The organism is Iodobacter arcticus (assembly GCF_042664895.1).
Classification (GTDB): Bacteria; Pseudomonadota; Gammaproteobacteria; order Burkholderiales; family Chitinibacteraceae; genus Iodobacter; species Iodobacter arcticus.
On the sequence record NZ_JBHTBQ010000044.1, the window covers coordinates 58578 to 73892 of the forward strand.

13 protein-coding genes are annotated in these 15315 nt (G+C 51.9%); 9 read left to right on the forward strand and 4 right to left on the reverse strand.

Features of this window, described 5'->3' with window-relative positions; all coding sequences use genetic code 11:
* Positions 1-161 precede the first annotated feature (161 nt).
* The 6 genes from ACFQNF_RS17745 (at position 162) to ACFQNF_RS17770 (ending at position 7773) form a co-directional block, all read left to right on the forward strand.
* Entirely contained in the window at positions 162-557 is a 396-nt protein-coding gene (locus ACFQNF_RS17745; protein WP_380189241.1) for a hypothetical protein, read from the forward strand.
* A gap of 103 nt (positions 558-660) precedes the next feature.
* Positions 661-1869 carry a TolC family protein gene (locus ACFQNF_RS17750; RefSeq protein WP_380189242.1) on the forward strand — a complete coding sequence of 403 codons (1209 nt, stop codon included), beginning with the start codon at positions 661-663 and terminating at the stop codon, positions 1867-1869.
* Between the two features lie 2 nt (positions 1870-1871).
* Positions 1872-3347, forward strand: a complete 1476-nt coding sequence (locus ACFQNF_RS17755) for an efflux RND transporter periplasmic adaptor subunit (RefSeq protein ID WP_380189243.1) — start codon at positions 1872-1874, stop codon at positions 3345-3347.
* Between the two features lie 415 nt (positions 3348-3762).
* Positions 3763-6954 carry an efflux RND transporter permease subunit gene (locus tag ACFQNF_RS17760; RefSeq protein ID WP_380189244.1) on the forward strand — a complete coding sequence of 1064 codons (3192 nt, stop codon included), beginning with the start codon at positions 3763-3765 and terminating at the stop codon, positions 6952-6954.
* Between the two features lie 126 nt (positions 6955-7080).
* The gene (locus ACFQNF_RS17765) at positions 7081-7383 is read left to right on the forward strand and encodes a type II toxin-antitoxin system HigB family toxin (RefSeq protein ID WP_380189245.1); all 303 of its coding nucleotides are present in this window, start codon (positions 7081-7083) and stop codon (positions 7381-7383) included.
* A 3-nt stretch (positions 7384-7386) separates the two neighbouring features.
* Complete coding sequence (locus ACFQNF_RS17770; protein ID WP_380189246.1) at positions 7387-7773, forward strand: helix-turn-helix domain-containing protein; 387 nt, start codon at positions 7387-7389, stop codon at positions 7771-7773.
* Between the two features lies 1 nt (position 7774).
* On the opposite strand, the gene ACFQNF_RS17775 is transcribed toward ACFQNF_RS17770, so the two are convergent.
* The 4 genes from ACFQNF_RS17775 to ACFQNF_RS17790 form a co-directional block, all read right to left on the reverse strand.
* On the reverse strand, positions 7775-8032 hold the full coding sequence (locus tag ACFQNF_RS17775) for a DUF4826 family protein (protein WP_380189997.1): 258 nt from the start codon (positions 8030-8032) through the stop codon (positions 7775-7777).
* 28 nt (positions 8033-8060) lie between these two features.
* Positions 8061-9359 carry an MFS transporter gene (locus tag ACFQNF_RS17780; protein WP_380189247.1) on the reverse strand — a complete coding sequence of 433 codons (1299 nt, stop codon included), beginning with the start codon at positions 9357-9359 and terminating at the stop codon, positions 8061-8063.
* Positions 9360-9619: 260 nt separating this feature from the next.
* A complete protein-coding gene (locus ACFQNF_RS17785) occupies positions 9620-10969 on the reverse strand; it encodes a heavy metal sensor histidine kinase (RefSeq protein ID WP_380189248.1) in 1350 nt (449 codons plus the stop codon).
* A complete protein-coding gene (locus tag ACFQNF_RS17790) occupies positions 10966-11646 on the reverse strand; it encodes a heavy metal response regulator transcription factor (RefSeq protein ID WP_380189249.1) in 681 nt (226 codons plus the stop codon). Before ACFQNF_RS17790 ends, ACFQNF_RS17785 begins: the two co-directional genes overlap by 4 nt.
* 350 nt (positions 11647-11996) lie before the next feature.
* On the opposite strand from ACFQNF_RS17790, the gene ACFQNF_RS17795 reads away from it, so the two are divergent.
* The 3 genes from ACFQNF_RS17795 (at position 11997) to ACFQNF_RS17805 (ending at position 15302) form a co-directional block, all read left to right on the forward strand.
* On the forward strand, positions 11997-12269 hold the full coding sequence (locus tag ACFQNF_RS17795) for a hypothetical protein (RefSeq protein ID WP_380189250.1): 273 nt from the start codon (positions 11997-11999) through the stop codon (positions 12267-12269).
* Positions 12266-13678 carry a TolC family protein gene (locus ACFQNF_RS17800; RefSeq protein WP_380189251.1) on the forward strand — a complete coding sequence of 471 codons (1413 nt, stop codon included), beginning with the start codon at positions 12266-12268 and terminating at the stop codon, positions 13676-13678. The genes ACFQNF_RS17795 and ACFQNF_RS17800 overlap by 4 nt, the downstream gene beginning before the upstream one ends.
* A gap of 220 nt (positions 13679-13898) precedes the next feature.
* On the forward strand, positions 13899-15302 hold the full coding sequence (locus ACFQNF_RS17805) for a multicopper oxidase family protein (RefSeq protein ID WP_380189252.1): 1404 nt from the start codon (positions 13899-13901) through the stop codon (positions 15300-15302).
* The last annotated feature ends 13 nt before the right edge of the window (positions 15303-15315 follow it).

Sequence of the window (15315 nt, forward strand, 5' to 3'; positions counted from 1 at the left end):
TGAATGATGTATTTAAATGTAGCTCGATTACCCTATGAGCAGATTTAATGCAGAAAACAAGAGGGTTTTACTCTTTACCTAAGGGGTAACCTTAAGCAAAATCAAAAAAAATCGTGCCACATTGCTATAAGCTACATAGTGCACTCACTAAAGCTAGGCTCATGAAATATCGCTTTTTAGCTCATCCGCTCGCCGTTTTGCTGATAATGATCTTGCTGACTTTTAGCCAGTTCGTTGTGGCGGCTTATGCTTGTGCGGATGCACTAGCCAGCTTACCTAAGGCCCCAGCGATGGTGCAAATGGCCGATATGAGCGATTGTGTTGATATGAAAGCCAGCCAGCAGCCCTTGGTGTGTAAGGCGCATTGCCAAAAAGATTCGCAATCAGAAGCCCATAAAACACCTAATCTGCCTACTCCACAGCTATTCACCCTGTTCCAGCTTGCGCCTTTAGTCGATAGCTATTTACCGATGCCCAATCAGCAATTAGCCGCACCGCCTGCATTACTCGCCTCCTCTGTGCCCTTACGCATCCAATACCAAGTCTTTCGTAACTAGCCTGTTTCTCTGATCCATTTGAACATCACCATGACAGCGGTGCGTCTTCGCTCGCCCTCACGTCTTGGTGTTTCGTATTCAGTTTAGATTTGGAGAAATACCCATGTTCCCTTATGCACTGCGCAGCATTGTGCTCGTCCTTTGCGCGTCTAGCGCACAGGCACTGACCTTGGATGAAGCCTTAATTGCCGCCAAAAACTATGCCCCCGATCTAATTGCCAGCCAGTCAGGGGAGGTCGCCACACATGCTTTAACCCAGTCGGCAGGATCGCTCCCCGACCCTAAAATAGCCTTCACCATCGATAGCCTGCCTTTAGAAGGAGAAGACCAATATCAAGTTGGCAAATCGATGCGCAGCATTGGCCTGATGCAGGAGTTTCCTAATGCGGGTAAGCGAGCAGCCGAGCGCCAAATCGCCACTGCAGCATGGCAAGCGAGTAGCGCCCAGCATCGCTATGCACAGCTCAATGTAAAACGCGCCACTACGCTCGCTTGGCTCAGCCTTTATTACACGCAAGAAAAAGCACAGATCCTTGATGCACAAGTCATCGAAAATCAAAACAGCTTAAGCCTCAGCCGTGCCGCTTTAGCAGGCGGCGGCACGGCCGACAATGCCTTGGCGGCGCAGCTAGAAACCCAGCAATTAGCCGATGCACGTGATGATTTAAAGAGCGAGCTTCAACAGGCGCGAGCGCTATTAGCGCGCTGGATTGGGCCTGACCGCGCACGCGAAATCGTTAATGGCCCGCTGCCTGTGTGGCAGCGCGAACCCGCCTCTGAAGATCAATTTAGCAAGCAACCCGATCTGCACGCAGCTAGCTCGCAAATTAGTGCGGCCCGCGCCGAATTAGCGCTGATGGAAGCGGGCAAGCACCCCGACTGGGGATTGGAGCTGGCCCTGCAACGCAGCGATATGGGGCAAAGCCAAGCGATGGTGAGGATTTATTTTGACCTGCCATTTTTTACCGCATCGAGACAAGACCCAAAAATCGCCGCAGCCACAGCCAATTTGCAACGCGCCGAAGCAGAAAAAACCGCTCGTAGCGCAGGCTATCGCCAACAATATGCCGAGTTAAATGCACAAGGCGATGCGCTGACTAGCCAACTGCAAAGGCTTAAGCAGCTGACTCTGCCCTTAATTCAAAAGCAGGCCGAGCTGGCCTTAGCAGGGCTGCAATCTAGCAAGGGCAGTAGCAATGCGGTGCTTGAAGCTCGTAAAACCAAAAGAGTCGCCCAGTTACGCGCCCTTGATCTGACCTCCCGCCTTGCCACCATCCAAGCGCAAATCTTCTTTCTGACTGGGGGCCATTAATCATGAATCGCAATAGCACCATCGCCTTAGTCATTGCAGCCCTTTTTATCGGAAGTGCCGCAGGTTGGTGGCTAAAACCAACGCCAAGCCACGCTACCGCCAGCGCTCCCGTCGAGGCACGCAAAGCGCTTTATTGGTACGACCCAATGAAGCCTGAACAGCATTTCGATCAGCCAGGTAAATCGCCCTTTATGGATATGGAACTGGTGCCTCGCTATGCCGATGCTCCTGATGCAGCGAATAGCAACAGCATCAAAATCGACCCTAGCCTCACACAAAACACCGGTCTTAAATTAGCCACCGTTCACAGCGGCACGATATCGCAAGCAATCGAGGTTCCTGGCAGCGTGGTGTTTAACGATCGAGATGTAGCGATTATTCAAGCGCGTAGCAATGGCATTGTGGAGCGTGTCTATCCACTAGCAAGCGGCGATGTGATTGCAGCCGGTGCGCCGATTGCCGAGCTACGCGTACCCGAATGGCTGGCCGCGCAAAATGAATATCTTGCACTTCGCCATGATGCCGAGCTGGCAGGCGCGATGCTCTCTCGCCTGCAGCAGCTGGGCATGAGCGCGGCGCAGATTGCCCGTCTAAAACAAAGCGGCCAGCCGCAGGCCACCATCACCATTACCGCCCCCCGTAGCGGCATGATCGCCGAGCTATCTGTGCGGCAAGGCATGGTGCTGAGCCTTGGTGCACCACTGGCACGAATCAATGGCTTGGCCAGCATGTGGATCGAGGCTGCAGTGCCAGAGGCCCAAGCTGCCACGCTACAAATCGGCGCACCGATTCAGGCTCTATTTGCAGCGTGGCCCAATGCACCCATCAGCGGCAAAGTCACGGCTCTCGTGCCTGAGTTAAATAAAGAAACGCGCAGCCTAAGGGTGAGGGCCGAGATTCCTAACCCTAAGGGGCTGCTACGCCCCGGCATGTTTGCACGTATTTCTCTGGCCAACCCTGACAGCAGTGCGGTCTTGCTGGTGCCAAGCGAAAGTATTATCGTCACCGGCAAACGCAGCGTGGTGATTACCAGCGACGGCCAAGGGCGCTTTACACCCAGCGACGTCAAAACGGGCCGCGAGCATCAAGGGCAAACCGAGATTATTTCCGGCCTAAAAGAAGGCGAGCAGATTGTGGTTTCTGGGCAATTTATGATTGATTCAGAGGCCAGCTTGCGGGGGGTATTGGCAAGAATGAACCCAGCCACCTCGGCCCCAACAGTCACTTCCACCCCAGCCCCCACTCAAGGGGTGCACCAAGGCCAAGGCATCGTTAAAGCCATTGATAGCAAGCAAATTACGCTAGAGCACGGTGCGATTGCTAGCCTCAACTGGCCCGCCATGACTATGGATTTTCCCTTGGCGAATCCCCGTCTAGCGAAGGGGATTCGCGTCGGCCAGCAGGTGAGTTTCTCCTTTATTAAGCAAGGCAGCGTGGTGCAAAGCATTCAGGTGATGACCACTGGGGATCAGCCATGATGAGCACTTTTCAGATCCAACCTCCTTTTTGTAGGGCGGGTGCAACCCGCCGGTTTCACTCTATATGCGCTAACCAAGGTCAAAAAGATCTTTTTAGTGCCTTCGGCACATTGATTTTGGTGCGGTATCCCCGCGGGGGACTCACTTTCTTGAACGGCCAAGAAAGTAAGCAAAGAAGGCCGCCCCGACCAGCACGAAAGCCCCTCACTGCGGATAATCGGCTCGGCGAAAAAGGCTGCTCGCTCGCTGCCTCGCTACCCCTTTTCCGAAACCCCGATCCGCTTATTCCTCGCTTCGGCGTGCTTCAAGGGGACTTTAAAGCCCTATGCAAAGAGCCTGCTCATTACATTTTTTCTTTGTTCACCACTAGAAAATCAAATTACTTAATAGCACCTCTGCCGACTGGAGGTCAGCCATGATCGCCAAAGTCATTTACTGGTCGATTCGTAATCGATTTTTAGTCTTACTCGCCACGGTTATGTTGGTGGCTTGGGGTATTTGGGCTGTTAAAAATGCGCCTATCGACGCCTTGCCAGATTTATCTGATGTGCAGGTGATTATTCGCACGCCTTATCCGGGGCAAGCGCCGAGGATTGTTGAGGATCAGGTCACGTACCCGCTTACCACCACCATGCTGTCTGTGCCCGGTGTTAAGACTGTGCGGGGCTTTTCCTTTTTTGGCGATTCTTATGTCTACGTTTTATTTGATGACGATACCGATCTCTATTGGGCGCGCTCCCGCGTTTTAGAATACTTAAATCAAGTGCAAGCAAAATTACCCGCCGCTGCTCGTCCAGCCCTAGGGCCAGATGCCACGGGGGTGGGCTGGATTTATGAATATGCGCTGATTGATAAAAGTGGCAAACATAGCTTGGCCGATTTGCGCAGTTTGCAAGATTGGTTTCTTAAATACGAGCTTAAAACCTTGCCCAATGTGGCCGAAGTGGCGTCGATTGGTGGCATGGTTAAGCAATATCAGGTAGTGCTTGATCCGCTGAAATTAGCTAGCTTTGGTATCAGCCATGATGCTGTGATGGATGCCATGGCAAAGGCCAATCAAGAAACCGGCGGCGCGGTGATTGAGCTGGCCGAAAGCGAATATATGGTGCGTGCCAGCGGCTATTTAAAAACGCTGGATGATTTTAGAGCCATTCCTCTTAAAACATCGGCCAATGGCGTGGCCGTGCAACTGGGGGATGTGGCCCGCATCCAGATTGGGCCGGAAATGCGCCGTGGCATTGCCGAGCTAAATGGTGAAGGCGAAGTGGCGGGTGGCGTGGTGATTTTGCGCTCGGGCAAAAACGCCCGGGCCACGATTAGCGCGGTGCACACCAAGCTAGAGCAGCTCAAGAAAAGCCTGCCTGCTGGGGTGGAGATCGTTACCACCTATGATCGCAGCCAGTTGATCGATCATGCGGTAGAGAATCTCAGCCATAAATTGCTCGAGGAATTTATCGTCGTCGCACTCGTGTGTGCCGTGTTTCTATGGCATTTACGCTCGGCGCTGGTGGCGATTATTTCGCTGCCACTGGGCGTATTGGCGGCGTTTATCGTGATGGATTATCAAGGCGTAAACGCCAATATTATGTCGCTGGGCGGCATTGCCATTGCCATCGGGGCCATGGTCGACGCTGCCGTGGTGATGATAGAAAATGCACATAAAAAGCTCGAAGAATGGGCGCATGCGCATCCTGATCAAAAGCTAGTGGGGGCTGAGCACTGGCAAGTTATCGGCCACGCCGCTGCCGAAGTAGGGCCAGCTCTATTTTTTAGCCTGTTGATTATCACCCTGTCTTTTATTCCGATTTTTACTTTAGAAGCACAAGAGGGCAGGCTGTTCGCGCCACTGGCCTTTACCAAAACCTACGCCATGGCGGCGGCGGCAGGGATATCGATCACCCTTGTGCCGATTTTGATGGGCTATTGGATACGCGGCGCTATTCCCGATGAAAACCGTAATCCCTTGAATCGCTTTTTGATTAAGGTGTACTCCCCGCTGCTAGAAGCCGTGCTTAAGCGCCCGAAAACCACCTTAATCATAGCGGTCTTGGTGTTTATCACCGCGCTCTGGCCTGCCAGCCAATTAGGTGGCGAGTTTCTGCCGCAAATGGACGAGGGCGATTTGCTGTATATGCCCAGTGCCTTGCCCGGCCTTTCTGCAGCCAAGGCCGCCGAGCTGCTGCAACAAAGCGATCGCCTGATTAAAACCATCCCTGAAGTCGCCACCGTCTTTGGTAAAGCAGGCCGCGCAGAAACCGCCACCGATAACTCGCCTATGGAGATGTTTGAAACCACCATCCACTTTAAGCCGCAAGATCAATGGCGCTCTGGCATGACGCCTAAAAAACTGGTGGAAGAACTCGATCGCGCGGTGCAAATCCCCGGCCTTGCTAATCTTTGGGTGCCGCCGATTCGCAACCGCATCGACATGCTGGCCACTGGCATTAAAAGTCCCATCGGCATTAAGGTGGCAGGCACCGATATCGCCAGCATTGACGCCACCGCCATTGCCATCGAAAAAGTCGCAAAAACCGTCAGCGGTGTTTCATCGGCCTTAGCCGAGCGGCTTACTGGTGGGCGCTATATCGATGTGGATATCAACCGCGCAGCAGCCGCTCGCTACGGCCTAAATGTGGTCGATGTGCAATCGGTAGTCGCCCGCTTAATTGGCGGTGAAAATGTCGGCGAAACGGTAGAAGGCACGGCACGCTATCCGATCAATGTGCGCTACCCACGTGAGCTAAGAGGTTCCCCTGAGACGCTGCGTAATCTGCCGATTGTGACCAGTTTGGGCCAACAAATCACCTTGGGGTCGGTCGCCAAAATCAGCATCACCGACGGCCCGCCCATGCTTAAAAGCGAAAATGGCCGCCTTGCCTCGTGGATTTATATCGATGTAAGGGATAGCGATTTAGTTAGCGTGGTGCATCGTTTGCAAACCGCCATCGATAGCCAAGTCACCCTCAGCCCCGGCGTAAGCGTGGCCTACTCAGGGCAATTTGAGTTTTTAGAACGCGCCAATGCCAAACTCAAACTGGTGATTCCGGCCACGCTGATGATTATCTTTGTGCTGCTTTACCTCACCTTTCGGCGCATCGATGAAGCCCTGCTGATTTTGGCCACGCTGCCATTCTCACTGGTGGGCGGTATGTGGTTTTTGTATATATTGGGCTACCACCTATCCATCACCACCGGCGTTGGCTTTATTGCGCTGGCGGGGGTTTCCGCTGAATTTGGCGTGATCATGCTGCTGTATCTTAAGCAGGCATTAGAGAAGCGGCAGATAGGCGATGAGCCACTAGAGCTGGCCGTGATTTTGGAGGCAATTCGCGAAGGTGCGGTGCTCAGAGTGCGCCCCAAAGCTATGACTGTTTCAGTCATCTTGGCTGGCCTGCTGCCGATTTTATGGGGCAGCGGCGCAGGCTCAGAAGTCATGAGCCGAATCGCCGCCCCCATGGTCGGCGGCATGATCACCGCGCCGCTGCTCTCAATGTTTGTGATTCCTGCGGCGTATTACTTGATGCGAAAAGGAGGGGGCGCTAAAAACCTAAGGTCTGTAGACACGGAGAACACGGAGTTTAAAAACAGAGCGGGGAGAAAACCTTAAGGGGAGTTAAGGCTTGAGAAAAACAGAGGGCAGAATCTCGTTGATAAGGAAAGTTAACTGCGGTCTGCTCCTCGTTTTGAAAGCCCCTAGCTTGCAAGTTCCCGTTTTGGGAACTAAACTAGTATCATGAAGATCATCGCCTCGCCACCACTGCGCCGATTCAGTACGAAACATCCTGATGGACATAGTGCGATTACGCTCTGGGAAGACAAGGTTAAGGCGGCTAAATGGCAAAGCCCTGGGGAAATCAAAGCTGAGTTTTCGAGCGCCAGCTTTGTAGCGCACAACCGAGTGGTGTTTAATATTGGTGGCAATAAATACCGGCTGATCGTCGCCATCGCCTATCGAGTCGGCGTGGTGTATATCAAGTTTATTGGCACGCATGCTGAATACAACGCGGTCGATGCGGCCACTGTAGAAATGGAGTAAATCATGAATATTCGCCCAATTCATAGCGATGCGGATTACCGAACCACCCTCACCGAAGTATCACGATTAGTTGATCTTGATCCACCGCTTGGCTCGCCTGATGGCGACAAGCTAGAAATATTAGCCACATTGCTTGAGGCTTATGAAGCAGAGCAATACCCAGCAAGCTTGCCCGATCCTGTTGAAGCCATCCAAAGCATCATGGAAGCGCAAGGCTTACGCCCTGTCGATATGACCGCTTATTTTGGCAGCGCATCGAAAGCCAGCGAAGTATTAAACCGCAGCCGTCGTCTTTCCTTAGCCATGATTCGTAAACTACACCAAGGCCTAGGTCTACCACTTGCCATTTTGATTCAAGATAGTCGGCTTACTCGTATTCTTGATAGATAATTTAGCCCTCATTTTCTTCCCACATTTCTGGATCACTAGACCAGTCGAGCAGCATTTTAGCTCTTGATGCGAGCATAGGCGCTAACTCTTCAGCATGCTCACCCGTCCCAATCATAAAGCTTGGATGCGCCAGCCCACGTGCCATGTATTGAGCGGCCTCTTGCCATAAAGACGCAATAGCATGTATTGCTTCTTTTGGATTTTTAGCTTTATAGGCTGAAACATAATCATTGGGTAGGTCGCCTGAAATGGCCCAGATAGAAACATGAGGCTCTCTGTTTCAGAGGCTAAGCCCCTTTAATCAGAGGCGTTTCAAATCCTGATGGATATTCCTTCCGATACCAGTCATTAACTTGCGCATGATCAAGCTCAAAAAACTCTTTTGAACGCGGTATCAATACAAAGCAGCAGGCCATAGCGGCAGCCATAAGGCTAAATACAGTGTAAACAGTCGGTAATTGCCAGTGTAATAAAGCAATTCCAGCCAGAGCGGGGCCAATGGTGCTGGCCATCTGTGTGCTCATCTTATTCACCGAACCAATCCGCAACCTAAATTCCTTGGGAATAGCCAAAGTACGATGAGTGGAGCCCACCAGCACCATCAAGGTATTGGCAAATCCTGCACAAGCAAAGGCTACAATAAGCACCCAAAGCTCTTGTGTTAGGCCAACACAAGCAAGGATAAGGCCTTCTGAAACAGCGGCACATACCCGCACTCGATAGCGGCCAAATCGATTGACCAAGAAGGTCGAAATATTAAAACTACCCAATAACATACCGATCGAAATACTCGCCTCACATGCGCCCAACCAAGCCGCAGATAGGCCAAGCGAATGTATTTTAAGGGGGATAAATAGAACGAATGCAGGGCCAATAAATATCCAGACTAGAAAATTGACCAAGGTCCAGCCACGCTCCAAAGGCACCGTCCACTTGGCTTTCATTCCTGCTCGAAATTCAAACCACCACAATTCAACGCCATTTTTCCCATGAGGCCGTGCAATCGTATTGATGGAGACTGGGATTTGGCTAACGCTAAATAGCGCAATGATCACCAAGCCTAAATAGACCCAAAGCGTGGCGATTGTTCCCGCCATCGCCAACAATCCGCCACCTACAATTGGCCCTAAAAGACGGCCAAGTGAGGCGGCTCTTTTACGCAGCTGTAATGCATCAGGCAACTGCGCGGCAGGGATTAGCTCGGGCGTTATTGTCACCGATGCACCGTCGATAAACGCATTCGCTAAAACAGCAAGGAGCCCTGCGCTTGTCACAAGCCAAAGATTGTAGTGGCCAGTTATCGCAATCAAACAAAGACCAGAGAATGCAAGTGCGGCAGTGCCTTGTAGCAATTGCTTGCGCTTGGCATATCGCTCGCACAATGGCGCCATAAGCGGCGATAAGAAAAAAGTTGCAATGGCAGTGATAACCCCATAAATGGCTAAATCTTGCGCATTGCCTTTTTGAATAATCCACCATGGAATCGTGATATAGCCAATCATCAAGGCTAATGTCATAAGCACATCAAAAACGAGCACCCCTCGTAATGCCGGATCGACCTTGATTAAATATTTTTCTATTTTCATTTGAAAAGCCAAGGCCGGAGCACAACTAATTAATGAGGGATGCGGTTCATATAACGGCCCTAAATACAAAAGCTTGTGCTGTCAGGCCTAACATCCATTTGACACACGATGGGGCCACGCGGCTTACCATTAAATAAGGATTCATTACAAACAATTGTAACACTCACGACAGTTTAACTCGGCCACAGCCATAGCAACAAGCATCTCAATGGCTTGGCTACCTCACTGATTAAACCAAGCAATCCGCCTTTTCAAGCACTTCAACCTCGCACATCATCAAACCTCAAACAAAACGTAGTGGTGTGAACATGGCTATCTACGGTCACCCCGCCATGATGCAGCTGCATAATCGAGGAAATAATAGCGAGGCCAAGGCCTGAGCCGCCGTCGTTGCGGTTGCGGGCGGGGTCGATGCGGTAGAAACGCTCAAATAGATGCGCTAAGTGATCCGCTGCGATGGACTCACCTTGATTGCTTACTGATATAGATAGGCCGTGGGTATCTTGCTTAATGTCTACCGTAATCTTGCTAGCGTGATCGGCGTGCCGAATGGCATTCGAGAGTAAGTTGCTTAGAGCGCGTTGCAGCATGGATTTATCGGCCAAAAGCTGACCGCTACCGCTAAGGATAAGCTGGATATTTTTGCTTTCTGCCAGTGCATCAAAGAAATCAAACAACATTTCAATCAGCGGCTTCAGCTCAATTTCTTCCAGATTTAAAGCCTGCTCGGCTTGCTCGGCATTCGCCAAAAACAAGAGATCATTAATCAGCCGATTAAGCCGCAGCAGCTCTTCTTCGGCCGAGGCCAAGACGCGTTGATAATCTGCCACCTCGCGGGTTTTACTTAGATTGACCTGAATATCGCCCAAGACATTGCTCAGCGGCGTGCGCATTTCATGCGCCAGATCAGCAGAAAATTGCGAGAGGCGTTCCACGCTGTTTTCTAGGCGCTGCAACATGCTATTAAAGCTAATTGCCAGCTCTTGTAATTCGCTTGGCACCGAATCCATACTTAATCTTGCATGCAATGACGCAGCGGTGACACTACTCACTAAAGTATTAAAGCTTTGCAAGGGCTGCAAGGCCCGCCTTGCCACCAACCATGAGCCGAAGGCAATAAATAACACGGCAAAGGGCAGGGCTAAAGCCTGTGATTGGCGAAACAGCCGGAGTAGTTTTTGATCATTCTCTCTTTCCAAAAAAACCACCAACCATTGCCCAGCATGAGGCAATACCCCCAGCAAAATGGGCCGCCCTTCCTTGTCCTTTTGTGTAAATACGCCTGCTTGCGTCGGCTTGCTTATATTTAAAGCCTGCTGCAAAGCAAATTCATCCGAGCTTTTTAAGACTGAGCGCTCGGCCAGCAAGGCCCAGTGCAAATAAGGATGACCCACCAATTGCGCGGACAGCTTTGCCTCATCGGCGGCTATACTGGCATCAAGCACCGTTTGCAAGGCTTTCATCTTGCCATTGAGCTCGGTTTTAGCCCGCTGATCCAAGGCTGCCTGCAATAAATGATCCGAGCCAATGGCAATCAATAAAACCAAAATGGCGCAAAACATGCCCACCATGCCGCCCACTCGCCAGGCAAGCGATTGCGGTGTTTTCATCCCTCATCCCTTACTTCAAAAACATAGCCCACGCCACGCACGGTATGAATCAGCTTTGGGCTAAAACCATCGTCCACCTTGCCTCTTAAACGGCGAATCGCTACGTCGACAATATTGGTGTCAGTATCAAAATTGACATCCCAAACATTGGCAGCAATTAAGGTGCGCGTCAGCACTTCGCCATGGCGGCGCATCAACAAATGCAGCAGAGCAAACTCGCGGGCTGTCAGGTCGATCTGTTGTTGATGACGGTAGGCTTTATGTTTAACAGGGTCTAGCTCTAGGCCCGCGAGCTGCAAAGTCTCGGCGGGGCTGACTTTATGATTTCTTTTCAGCAGCACTTTAATACGGGCCAGTAGCTCAGGAAAGGCAAAAGGCTTAGGCAAATAATCATCCGCGCCGGATTCCAGCCCACGCACCCGATCATCAATCCGGCTACGCGCAGTGAGCATCAGCACCGGCGTTTGCTTGCTGCGCCGCAGACCATCGAGCACGCCCCAGCCATCGAGCACCGGCAACATCACATCCAAAATGATCAAATCAAACTCTTCTTCCAACGCCTTATGTAAGCCATCAATACCATTACTGGCGATATCAATGGCATAGCCGCTTTCGCTTAAGCCTTGTTTTAAATAAGCCGCTGTTTTGCTTTCGTCTTCGATAATGAGGATACGCAAGCGTTTCTCCTTTAGATATGGCGATATATCTCGAAATTCCTCCCTCAGATCGTCATTCCCGAACGTTTCTATCGGAAATCCAGTGCTTTTACTGGATCCCCGACAAATACATTCGGGGATGACAGGCATGCCTTTGGGGGAGTGAATATAAAGCAAGTCAGTCGCCGGTCGGACTTGCGGCTGCAGCAGGGCCGTTTCAAGGCTGCTAACAAAGCCAAATTCTATCCCTCTATATCAGAGCGCCACCAAAAATGACAAATTTGTAATGTTTGGGTCATCCTGCGGATAAGCATAGGGTGGCTATACTTTGGGCTGAGTTGGCATACAGACCCAATATCGGCAGAGACGCAATGAAACCCAGCTACCCCATTCTTATTCTAGTCAGTTTAGTCATAGCGAACGCTTACGCTCAGCCTGATGAAGCCAAAGATCTGCCTCGGCCTATTCGTATGGAATATCACTCGGTGCTGACTCAATACCAAGCATATCGCGAACAAACGCTCACACCTTGGGTGGAGGCCAATGACACTGTGGCGCGTATCGGGGGCTGGCGAGTATATGCGAAAGAAGCACAAATGCCACCTCAAGCCCAACCCGTAGTAAACGTTGAGGCTACGAAATGAACGCTCGCTCATTTCGTAGCACTTCACTTGCCCTTGCCGTGCTGGCCATATCGGGCTGCGCCAGTGTGAATTTTGATCAATCCCTCGCTCAAAGCAATCAGAGCGCGGTGGCTTTTACCAAAGGCAAGCTGGCCCTCGCCACGACTACCACGCAACGCGCCGAGATGGATAAAACGGCTGCTGAATTGCTGCAAAAACCATTAGATCAAAATAGCGCCGTTCATTTGGCGCTGCTCAATAGCCCCAGCGTGCAAGCCATGCTGGCGCAAAACTGGGCCGATGCGGCCACGGCCGCGCAATCTGGGCGCATCAGTAATCCGCTATTCACTTTTGAGCGCATGACCATTGGTAATGAGCTGGAGCTAGGGCGCTTATTGTCGTTTGGTTTGCTGGATTTGCTCACGCTACCTCAGCGCTACGATATGGCGCAGCGCCGTATGGGGCAGGCTCAGCTGCAACTGAGCCTGAGTGCCATTGAGCACGTCACGCAAGTGCGCCAGGTATGGGTGAATGCAGTGGCAGCACAGCAAAGTTTGGTTTACGCCAAGCAGGTGTTTGATGCTGCCGAAGCCAGTGCCGAGCTGGCAAAACGATTACAGTCGGTTGGCAATTACAGCCGCTTAGCAAGGGTAAAGCAGCAGGTTTTCTATGCAGAATCGGCCACACAATGGGCTGCTGCCCAGCATCTGGCTCTTGCGAGTCGTGAGGAACTTATCCGCGCCCTCGGCTTAACGGACGCCCAAGCCAAGCAGCTGCAGCTACCTAAGCAACTGCCACCGCTACCCAAAAACCCACGCAGCCCAGCCGAGATTAGCCAGCAAGCAAGTAGCGAGCGGCTGGATATTAAGCTTGCAAAAGCGACTTTTGATGCATCCGCCAAATCACAAGGTTTAAGTATTCTCACTAGCCTCACCGACATCGAATTAGGTCTCAGGCACGACACGATTTTTGATGAGGGCAAGAAGCACAATAAAGACGGCTATGAAATCAGCCTACGCCTGCCGCTATTTGACTGGGGCGGTGGCCAGCGCGATGCCATGAATGCCCAAACCTTGGTCGCCGCCAATCGCTTAGAGGCCACGGTGCGCGCGGCAAGTTCTAACTTACGCACTAGCTATTCTGCCTATCGCACCGCTTACGATATGAGCCGCCACTACCGTGATGAAGTGCTGCCGCTGCGCAAAATCATTAGCGAAGAAAACGTGCTGCGCTACAACGGCATGCTGATTGGCGTATTCGAGCTACTCGCCGATAGCCGCGAGCAAATCAGCAGCGTGCTTGCCGCCATCACCGCAGAACAACAGTTTTGGCTTAGCGATGCGGCCTTGCAGGCTGAACTCATGGGAAAGCCCAGCAGTATGGTGATTGGTGCAGCGGCAGCTGCGGGAAGTAAGGAGGTGGGGCATTGATTCTGTACCCCGCTTTATTCCTATAAGCGAAATTTTTTTCGTAGGGCGGGTGCAACCCGCCGAGCTTTGCTGAAACACGAAAAACGGCGGGTTGCACCCGCCCTACGATGATTCAACGCTTGCCATTGAGCAGCAGCACAACATCTTGCTGCGTTAATAAGGTTAGGTTTCACCCACCCCAACAATCATTAATCCACTCGCCCCAACGCAGGCCACGCCCATGAATTCAAGACGAGATTTTCTAAGAACGGCTGGCATCGCTGGTGCAGCAATTGCAGCCAGCGTCAGCAAAGTGGTGATGGCGGCCTTGCCTGAGCCGGTTAGCCAAGCGCTGCCCGACACCATGCAGCCCTTAGTTCCAGAAAGCGGCCGCCCTTATAGCCCGGTGGTGACCTTAAATGGCTGGACCCTGCCTTGGCGTATGAATCAGGGAGTGAAAGAGTTTCACCTTGTGGCAGAGCCCGTCGTCAGGGAAATGGCCCCTGGCTTTAAGGCGCATTTATGGGGCTATAACGGCCAATCGCCCGGCCCAACCATCGAGGTGGTCGAAGGTGATCGGGTGCGTATTTTTGTCACCAATAAGCTCCCCGAGCACACCAGCGTGCATTGGCATGGCCAACGCTTGCCTAATGGCATGGATGGCGTTTCGGGCCTCACGCAAAAAGCGATTGGCCCTGGCAAAACTTTTGTGTATGAGTTTGTAGCAAGGCGGCCCGGCACATTTATGTATCACCCCCATGCTGATGAAATGACGCAAATGGCGATGGGCATGATGGGCTTCTGGATTACTCATCCTAAAACCAAGCATCCCCTCATTGCTGAGGTCGATCGGGATTTCGTCTTTTTACTTAATGCCTACGATATCGATCCTGGCAGCTACACGCCCAAAATCATGACCATGGCCGATTTTAATTTGTGGTCTTGGAATAGCCGCATTTTCCCCGGTATTGATTCTCTAAATGTGCGCTTGAACGATAAGGTGCGCATTCGCATTGGCAACTTAACCATGACCAATCATCCCATCCATCTGCATGGGCACGAGTTTATGGTGACCGGCACCGATGGCGGCCCCACGCCTAAAAGCACGCGCTGGCCAGAAGTCACCACCGATGTGGCGGTAGGGCAAATGCGGCAGATTGAATTTTTAGCCGACGAGGAAGGCGACTGGGCCTTTCATTGCCATAAGAGCCACCACACCATGAACGCGATGGGCCACGATTTGCCGACCATGATTGGCGTAGAGCATCGTGGACTCGCCAAAAAAATAACCGAGCTGATCCCTGATTATATGGTGATGGGCGAGCGCGGCATGGCGGACATGACCGAAATGGAAATGCCGATCCCCGACAACACCGTGCCCATGATGACAGGCGAAGGACCTTTTGGCTCGGTCGAAATGGGCGGCATGTTTAGCATGCTAAAAGTAAGGCGCGACCAAAAAGTGGGCGATTACAAGAGTCCCGGCTGGTACAAACATCCCGCAGGCACAGTGGCTTATGAATACCAAGGCCCGCTTGCCGAACCGGCACGTTTTAAAGCAGAGGGCAACGCCAGCATGCCGCGCAAGCAGAAAACTGCAGTTGAAGTACAAGTTCGCAAACCGAAAGGCCAATCCGGCCATTAATGATAAGTAGCCC

Bases quoted from the DNA above. Each gene is read 5' to 3' on its own strand.
- ACFQNF_RS17785 (WP_380189248.1), bottom strand. From the start codon at position 10,969: ATGAAAACACCGCAATCGCTTGCCTGGCGAGTGGGCGGCATGGTGGGC.
- ACFQNF_RS17760 (WP_380189244.1), top strand. From the start codon at position 3,763: ATGATCGCCAAAGTCATTTACTGGTCGATTCGTAATCGATTTTTAGTC.
- ACFQNF_RS17745 (WP_380189241.1), top strand. From the start codon at position 162: ATGAAATATCGCTTTTTAGCTCATCCGCTCGCCGTTTTGCTGATAATG.
- ACFQNF_RS17770 (WP_380189246.1), top strand. From the start codon at position 7,387: ATGAATATTCGCCCAATTCATAGCGATGCGGATTACCGAACCACCCTC.
- ACFQNF_RS17795 (WP_380189250.1), top strand. From the start codon at position 11,997: ATGAAACCCAGCTACCCCATTCTTATTCTAGTCAGTTTAGTCATAGCG.
- ACFQNF_RS17805 (WP_380189252.1), top strand. From the start codon at position 13,899: ATGAATTCAAGACGAGATTTTCTAAGAACGGCTGGCATCGCTGGTGCA.
- ACFQNF_RS17755 (WP_380189243.1), top strand. From the start codon at position 1,872: ATGAATCGCAATAGCACCATCGCCTTAGTCATTGCAGCCCTTTTTATC.
- ACFQNF_RS17750 (WP_380189242.1), top strand. From the start codon at position 661: ATGTTCCCTTATGCACTGCGCAGCATTGTGCTCGTCCTTTGCGCGTCT.
- ACFQNF_RS17800 (WP_380189251.1), top strand. From the start codon at position 12,266: ATGAACGCTCGCTCATTTCGTAGCACTTCACTTGCCCTTGCCGTGCTG.
- ACFQNF_RS17765 (WP_380189245.1), top strand. From the start codon at position 7,081: ATGAAGATCATCGCCTCGCCACCACTGCGCCGATTCAGTACGAAACAT.
- ACFQNF_RS17780 (WP_380189247.1), bottom strand. From the start codon at position 9,359: ATGAAAATAGAAAAATATTTAATCAAGGTCGATCCGGCATTACGAGGG.